General features: G+C 73.2%; 8 protein-coding genes. 6 read left to right on the top strand and 2 right to left on the bottom strand.

What is annotated here, in order from left to right; genetic code table 11:
• Nucleotides 1–76: 76 nt before the first annotated feature.
• Entirely contained in the window at nt 77–1432 is a 1356-nt protein-coding gene (locus tag B1H55_RS09330) for a CapA family protein (protein WP_077239984.1), read from the bottom strand.
• Between the two features lie 81 nt (nt 1433–1513).
• Between B1H55_RS09330 and pgsA the strand changes: the two genes are divergently transcribed.
• From pgsA to B1H55_RS09295, 6 genes are all read left to right on the top strand, one after another.
• Nucleotides 1514–2191 carry a CDP-diacylglycerol--glycerol-3-phosphate 3-phosphatidyltransferase gene (gene pgsA, locus B1H55_RS09325; RefSeq protein ID WP_077239985.1) on the top strand — a complete coding sequence of 226 codons (678 nt, stop codon included), beginning with the start codon at nt 1514–1516 and terminating at the stop codon, nt 2189–2191.
• Nucleotides 2184–2717 (top strand): CinA family protein, encoded by a 534-nt coding sequence (locus B1H55_RS09320; RefSeq protein ID WP_420866440.1) that lies wholly within the window; start codon nt 2184–2186, stop codon nt 2715–2717. The genes pgsA and B1H55_RS09320 overlap by 8 nt, the downstream gene beginning before the upstream one ends.
• A gap of 147 nt (nt 2718–2864) precedes the next feature.
• Complete coding sequence (locus tag B1H55_RS09310; protein ID WP_425320798.1) at nt 2865–3281, top strand: helix-turn-helix domain-containing protein; 417 nt, start codon at nt 2865–2867, stop codon at nt 3279–3281.
• A 122-nt stretch (nt 3282–3403) separates the two neighbouring features.
• Nucleotides 3404–3631, top strand: a complete 228-nt coding sequence (locus B1H55_RS09305; protein WP_073452239.1) for a DUF3046 domain-containing protein — start codon at nt 3404–3406, stop codon at nt 3629–3631.
• A gap of 279 nt (nt 3632–3910) precedes the next feature.
• Nucleotides 3911–5152, top strand: coding sequence for a recombinase RecA (gene recA / locus B1H55_RS09300; RefSeq protein ID WP_073452237.1), 1242 nt, complete (start codon nt 3911–3913; stop codon nt 5150–5152).
• Nucleotides 5152–5658 carry a regulatory protein RecX gene (locus B1H55_RS09295; RefSeq protein WP_080461698.1) on the top strand — a complete coding sequence of 169 codons (507 nt, stop codon included), beginning with the start codon at nt 5152–5154 and terminating at the stop codon, nt 5656–5658. Before recA ends, B1H55_RS09295 begins: the two co-directional genes overlap by 1 nt.
• A gap of 119 nt (nt 5659–5777) precedes the next feature.
• Here B1H55_RS09295 and B1H55_RS09290 read toward each other — a convergent pair whose 3' ends face one another.
• Nucleotides 5778–6641 carry a hypothetical protein gene (locus B1H55_RS09290; protein WP_077239987.1) on the bottom strand — a complete coding sequence of 288 codons (864 nt, stop codon included), beginning with the start codon at nt 6639–6641 and terminating at the stop codon, nt 5778–5780.
• Nucleotides 6642–6739 lie beyond the last annotated feature (98 nt).

Genomic DNA, 6739 nt, shown 5'->3' with positions numbered 1-6739 from the left:
GGTAGAGCGCGGGCACCCGCGAGGGCGCTGCCGCGTCGCCCGCGCCGGGCCCTCCCGCGCCCCGGGCCCCGCGCCCTCATCCCCGGGGTCGCGCCACCGGCGCGCCGCCCGCGGCCGGCACCGGGGGCGCATCCGAGTAGGTCCCCGTGCCGACGACATCGCCCACCTCCTGGAACCGGCGGGTGAGCTCGGCGGTGCTGAGTGATGATCCCTCGGGGGCCTCGCCCCGGGCGGCGCCCAGATCGATGAGCTCGTGCCCGTCGAAGGTGTCCACGGTGAAGGGGTGCCAGTGGAGGGCATCCACTCGCGTCGCCCGCGTCCCATCGGCGTCCTGGGTGACGGTGACGTCCACCCAAACGAACAGCCCGATCGCGGTGAGCACGGAGCCCAGCTCCTCGGACTGGTTGGACAGGAAGTTCCCCGCCGAGTAGGACACCCACATGCCCCTGCCCCCGGGCCCGTCGGGAAGGAGCTCGTTGGTCTCGGGCACGTGCGGGTGCGCCCCGAAGAGCACGTCGACCTGGCCCGTCGCCGCCACGGCCCGGGCGAAGGCCCGCTGCTCCGCCACGGGCTCGGTGCTGTACTCCTCGCCGAGCTGGGCGTGCAGGACGACGACGTCGGCCCCCGCCTCGCGCGCCGCCCGCGCCTGGGATTCCACCCAGGCGACGTCGTTGAGGTTGACCGCCCAGGCGGGGTCGGCGGTGAGGCCGTTGAGCCCGTAGGTGGAGGACAGCTGCGCGACGGTGATCGTCATGCCCTCGCGCGTGAGGTCGTAGAGCTGGTAGGGGGCGGCGGCCTCGGTCTCGTCGCGGTTGGTGCCCGAGTAGCCCATGCCGGAGGCCGTGAGCGTGTCCGCCGTGGTCGTCACGCCCTCGAATCCCTTGTCCCAGGCATGGTTCGACGCCGTTGCGCAGCCGTCCCAGCCGGAGCGGGACAGCGCTTCGACGAGCGCGGGCGTCGTCCCGAACACCGGGTAGCCCGAGGGGACTCCGTCGGGGGCCACGGGGACCTCCATCCCGCACAGGGCGAGGTCCACCCCGCTCGACCATGGCCCCGCCGCGGCGATGAGCGGCCCGATATCGCCCCCGCCCCCCGCGGTGTCGTCCATGACGGGCATATGGGGCAGGACGTCCCCGGCGTAGCCGATGGTCACGCGCGCCTCCTTCGGCTCCGCGGGAGCCTGCGAGGCGGGGATCGGCGCGGGCGGCGCGGCGCCGTCCAGGGCCTCCTGGGCGCTCAGGAGGCCGAGTCCCCGGACTGCCAGCAGAGCGGAGCTCACGACGGCGATGGCGGTGAAGGCGATGAGCGGAATCGGGCACCTCGGGCGCCCGGGACGGCGGCCGTCGCGGCCATCGTGGGCGTCGGAGCCCAGGGCGGTGTCCCGGCGGTCAGGGCCGCTGGCGGAGGGGCTGCTCGGGGAGCTTGGGCTCATAAACTAAGGATAAGAATCCATAGGTAGTTCTGTCAGGTGGTGGCCTCACCGGATTCCCCCGATTCCTCTACGCTTGAGGCGATGAAAGCCGCCCCGCCCTCCTCCCATCCGGGTCCCGCCGCGCCTTCGTCGGCCGGTTGCCAGGGCGCCCCCGCGGGTGGGGCGCCCCTGCTCAACATCGCCAACGCCCTGACCGTCCTGCGCATCGGCCTCGTGCCGGTCTTCATCTGGCTCATGCTCCAGCCGGGGGACTCCATGCGCCTGGCCGCCGCCATCGTCTTCATGGTGGCTGCGGCGACCGACCGGCTCGACGGGCAGCTCGCGCGCTCGCGCAACCTCATCACCAGCTTCGGCAAGATCGCCGACCCCATCGCGGACAAGGCCCTCACCCTGTCCGCCTTCATCCTGCTCAGTGTCGCCGGTCGCCTGTGGTGGTGGGTGACGATCCTCATCATCGTGCGCGAGCTCGGCATCACGGTCATGCGCTTCGCCATGCTCCGGCGCGCCGTCATGGCGGCCTCGCGGGGCGGCAAGATCAAGACCGTCCTGCAGATCCTCGCGCTGGTCGGCCTCCTCCTGCCGTGGCACGCCGTGCTCCCCGCCGTGGCCGCCGCGGCGCTGCTGAGGCTCTCCTACGCGCTGGTCGCCGCCGCCCTCGTCGTCACCGTGGCCACGGGCATCGACTACGTCCTCCAGGCGATCCGCATCTCGCGCGAGAACTCCGCTGCCGGCGCGGCGGACGGCGCCCGGCATGGGTGAGGCGCCCACCGCAGCGCCGGCCTGGTCCGAGGGCCACCGGGCGGCGGATGATCTGCTGCGTGCCCTGGGCGAGCGCGGGCTCACCCTCGCCGTCGCCGAGTCGCTGACCGCCGGCATGGTCTCCTCCGCGCTGGGCGGGGTGCCCGGGGCCTCCACGGTCCTCGTGGGCGCCGTCGTGTCCTACGCCACGAGGATCAAGACTGAACTCCTGGGGGTCGACGCCGCCCGTCTGGCCGGCACGGGGCCGGTCGACGCCGTCGTCGCCCAGCAGATGGCGCGGGGCGTCGCCCGGCTCCTCGGTGCGGATGTGGGGCTGGCCACTACCGGTGTGGCCGGACCCGGCCCCGCCGAGGGCCACCCGGCCGGGACAGTCCATATTGCCGCCGTCGGCCCATGGGGGGGCCGTGGGCCGCCGGCTGGGCCTGACCGGTGGGCGCGACGAGATCCGCGCCGCGACCGCCCTGGCGGTCCTGCGCCTCGGCGCGCGCGCCGCGCGGGAGGGCGTCTGAGGCGCGGGCCGCGCTGATCTGCGATGTCATGGCCTGCTCATGAGCGCTGCCAAGGGTCCTCTCAGAATCCGGCGACATGCTTCATGGCATCGGCCGGGGCGCGGGTGATGGATCCGCGGCCGGGGCCGGGAATGAACCCCAGCAGTGAATGGTTGTGCCTCGTGATGAATGAGATGACTCGCCCCCGTCCAGCCCGCTCGTCCCGCCTGGCGCCCAGAATGGCGATGCGCCCGGCGCTCTCGACGGGGTACGGTTCTGCCGTGGACACCACCAAGCACGAGAACGTCCTCCTGCGCCGCGAGATCGGCGAGGTCCTCCGCTCAGTCCGTCAGCACCAGGGGCGCACCCTGCGCGAGGTCTCCTCGCAGGCGCGCGTGTCGCTGGGGTACCTCTCCGAGGTCGAGCGCGGTCAGAAGGAGGCCTCCTCCGAGTTGCTCGCCTCCATCTGCCAGGCCCTCGACGCCCCTCTGTCCACAGTGCTGCGCGAGGTCTCCGAGCGCGTCGCCATGGCTGAGGGCGTCGTCATCCCCGACACCGTCCCGGACGAGCTCATCCGCCAGCAGGGCGTCATCGCGCGCTGACGCCGGCGGGTCGGCCCGATCCTCATCCCCGGGCGGCCGCGGGGCCGCCCGGGGATCTTCCTGCCCGCGTCCGTGGCCGCCCACGCCCGGTCACCGCATCCATCCCCCGACCAGGAGCCCTCATGAAGCACTCGGAGTTCTGGCGGGCCATCGACGAGGTCTTCGGCTCCGCCTACGGGCGGTCGCTGGCCCAGGACCTCGTCCTGCCGCCCTGGTCGATGACGGCCCTCCAGGCCCTTGAGGCCGGTGAGCCGCCCCGGGAGGTCTGGGACTCGCTCTGCCAGGAGACCGAGCGCAGTGAGGCCGAGCGCTGGGTCTACCGGGACGATCCTCGCGCCCGCCGCCGATAGCGCCCGCGCCCGGTCCCAGCGCGAGCGGCGCGGTCGGCACCATGGTCGGCGCCGTGACACGCCGAGGACGGTCCGGGCGCGGATTCGAACACGTGTTCGGCTAGAGTTCACCACGGATGCGGCGCGAGCCCGTACGGGCCCCGTTCTGTGGAGGCTCGCGAATACATGTCAGTGGTCCGGCATACCGTCGTCCACGAGCCCCGGAGAGGGGATCTCGTCCACGAGGACCAGCCCTGAACACCGCGGCCCACCGCCGCCCGAGCCGGAGAAGAGACGACCATGCCCGCAGCAACCCAGAACCAGGATCGATCCAAGGCCCTGGCCACCGCCCTCGCCCAGATCGACAAGTCCTTCGGCAAGGGCTCCGTCATGCGCCTGGGTGATGACACCCGCCCGCCCGTGGCCGTCATCCCCACCGGCTCCACCGCGCTCGACGTCGCGCTCGGCATCGGCGGCCTGCCCCGCGGGCGCATCATCGAGATCTACGGCCCCGAGTCCTCCGGCAAGACCACCGTCGCACTCCACGCCGTCGCCAGCGCCCAGAGGGCCGGTGGGAACGCCGCCTTCATCGATGCCGAGCACGCCCTGGACCCGGTCTACGCCAAGGCCCTCGGGGTGGACACGGACAACCTCCTCGTCTCCCAGCCGGACACCGGCGAGCAGGCCCTCGAGATCGCGGACATGCTCATCCGCTCCGGCGGCCTGGACATCATCGTCATCGACTCCGTGGCCGCCCTCGTCCCCAAGGCGGAGATCGAGGGGGAGATGGGGGACTCCCATGTCGGGCTCCAGGCCCGTCTCATGAGCCAGGCCCTGCGCAAGATCACCGGCGCGCTGTCCGCCACCGGGACCACGGCCATCTTCATCAACCAGCTGCGCGAGAAGATCGGCGTCTTCTTCGGGAATCCGGAGACCACCACCGGAGGCAAGGCCCTGAAGTTCTACGCGTCCGTGCGCATCGACGTGCGCCGCATCCAGACCCTCAAGGACGGCGATCAGCCCGTGGGCAACCGCACCCGCGCCAAGGTGGTCAAGAACAAGATGGCCCCGCCCTTCAAGCAGGCCGAGTTCGACATCCTCTACGGTCGCGGTATCTCCCGCGAGGGGGGCCTGCTGGACCTGGGAGTGGAGAACGGCATCGTGCGCAAGTCCGGCGCCTGGTTCACCTACGGCACGGACCAGCTCGGCCAGGGCAAGGAGAACGCCCGCGCCTTCCTCGCGGACAACCCCGCCCTGGCCGATGAGATCGAGCAGAAGATCCTCGCCGCCCTGGGCGTCGGCGAGGCCGGGCGCAAGGCCAAGGAGGAGGCCGCCGCAGCGGCGGCAGCCGCGGAGGCGGATGCGGCGGCAGCGGCGGCCGAGGCCGCCCTCGAGGCCGCTGCGGAGGCGAAGGCCCCCGCCAAGAGCGCGGGCCGCGGCTCGGGCAAGGGCCAGGGCAAGGGCGGCGCCAAGAGCGGTGCCAAGAAGTCCGCGGCACTGGATATCGATGCCGCCTTCGGTGAGGACGCCGGCGGCTTCTGATGCCCTGGCTCACCCCTGACAAGCATCAGGAGGATGTCGAGACGGCCCGGGAGATCGTCCTGCGCCGTCTCGACCGCTCCGCCGCCCCCCGTGCCGCCCTCGCCCAGCTCCTGGCCCGCAAGGGCACCGACCCCCGTGTCGCCGAGGAGGTGCTCGACCGCCTCGAGGCCGCCGGGGTCGTCGACGACGCCGCCTACGCGGCCACGCTGGCCCGCACCCGCTTCGCCGAGAAGGGCGCCGCCCGCAGGGCCATCGCCGAAGAACTGCGGCGCAAGGGCCTGGGGGAGCGGGCGATCAGCGGGGCCCTTGCCCAGGTCAGCGGCGACGACGAGGTCGGCGCTGCGCTCGCCCTGGCCCGTAAGAGGCTGCGAGCCACGCGCGGGCTCGATCCGGTGGTCCGTAGGCGGCGCGCCCTGGCGGCGCTGGGCCGCAAGGGCTACTCCCAGGCAGTGGCCCTGGGCGCCTTCGAGCGAGCCCTGGCCGAGGAGGCCGGGGAGGACCGGTAACGGCGCCGTCTGCGCCGACCGGTGCCATCCGCACCCACTGGTGCGGGCAGGACGCACCACTTGGAGGAAATGGCGCCACTCGGTGCAGCGGTTGTCGGCAGCCCCGGTGGCGCTCATGCCTACTCCTGGGCCGCCGGGGCCAGGGCGTCCCAGGCGGCCAGGCCACAGGCCGTGAGCACGGGCGTCGCGCCCACGGGGCCCATGCCCGGCGCCGAAGAGGAGGCATGCTCGACGATCATCTCCCACAGGTCGACGGCGTCCTCGGCCCCGCAGAACACCTTCAGGCAATCCGCGCCGCCCACGCGATCTCGCGCCAGGACCACCGTGTGCCCGCAGGCGGTGGCCCGCACGGCCGCCCCGTCGCGCAAGCGCCGCAGGAGGCCGGGGCCGCAGAGCACGTCGGGCCCGCAGTCCTCCCCGCCGAGGGCCTTCTCCTCGGGGAGCAGGGCGGCGGGCATCCCCGCACCGGACTCGACGACGCCGCGCATGACCTCCTCCGCTCGGGGCCCCGCCACGGCGATGAGCGCGATCGACTCCGTCGCGTCGACGACGCTCTCCCGTCGCGGGCGGGCGCCGCGGGCCGGCCCGATGGCACTGCGGCGGTCGGCGGCGTCCGTGACCACGAGGAACTCCTCGTCCCCGAGGCGATAGATGGTGGCAGGGGCGGCGTCGGCCGCCAGTCGGGCCCGCAGGGCGCGGCCGACGGGGAGGGAGGAGGCTGGTCCGGCCGAAGCGGGATCATCGGAGTCGGTGCCGGTGATCGCGGCATCGAGGGAGGCGCCCGCTACAGGGCCCTGCGCCTTGAACGTGCCCAGGTGGGAGAGGTCGAGGATGCCCGCGGAGCCCCGCAGCGCGTTCAGCTCTCCACCGCCGGGGGAGTAGCGCAGCGGGATCTCCCAGCCGTCGCGGATGGTGAAGGTGGCGCCGAGCGCCTCGTGAACGCCGTGCAGGCGGGTGCGCCGCGGCCTCACCGCTGTTGTCATCGTCGTCCCCCTCCTCGCCTCGCCTCTGGAGATGCCTCCCCCAATCGTAGTGGGCGCCGTGACGATCGTGGCCCCTGCCCTGCTGGCCTGAGAGCCGG

The organism is Actinomyces denticolens, from assembly GCF_002072185.1.
Taxonomy (GTDB): domain Bacteria; phylum Actinomycetota; class Actinomycetes; order Actinomycetales; family Actinomycetaceae; genus Actinomyces; species Actinomyces denticolens.
Note: the sequence above shows the minus strand (reverse complement) of the source record. Positions and strands in the feature narration are given on the sequence as shown.

Excerpts from the sequence above, each read along its gene's own strand:
- B1H55_RS09320 (WP_420866440.1), top strand. The coding sequence starts at position 2,184 with ATGGGTGAGGCGCCCACCGCAGCGCCGGCCTGGTCCGAGGGCCACCGG.
- B1H55_RS09310 (WP_425320798.1), top strand. The coding sequence starts at position 2,865 with ATGAATGAGATGACTCGCCCCCGTCCAGCCCGCTCGTCCCGCCTGGCG.
- recA (WP_073452237.1), top strand. The coding sequence starts at position 3,911 with ATGCCCGCAGCAACCCAGAACCAGGATCGATCCAAGGCCCTGGCCACC.
- pgsA (WP_077239985.1), top strand. The coding sequence starts at position 1,514 with ATGAAAGCCGCCCCGCCCTCCTCCCATCCGGGTCCCGCCGCGCCTTCG.
- B1H55_RS09305 (WP_073452239.1), top strand. The coding sequence starts at position 3,404 with ATGAAGCACTCGGAGTTCTGGCGGGCCATCGACGAGGTCTTCGGCTCC.
- B1H55_RS09290 (WP_077239987.1), bottom strand. The coding sequence starts at position 6,641 with ATGACAACAGCGGTGAGGCCGCGGCGCACCCGCCTGCACGGCGTTCAC.
- B1H55_RS09295 (WP_080461698.1), top strand. The coding sequence starts at position 5,152 with ATGCCCTGGCTCACCCCTGACAAGCATCAGGAGGATGTCGAGACGGCC.
- B1H55_RS09330 (WP_077239984.1), bottom strand. The coding sequence starts at position 1,432 with ATGAGCCCAAGCTCCCCGAGCAGCCCCTCCGCCAGCGGCCCTGACCGC.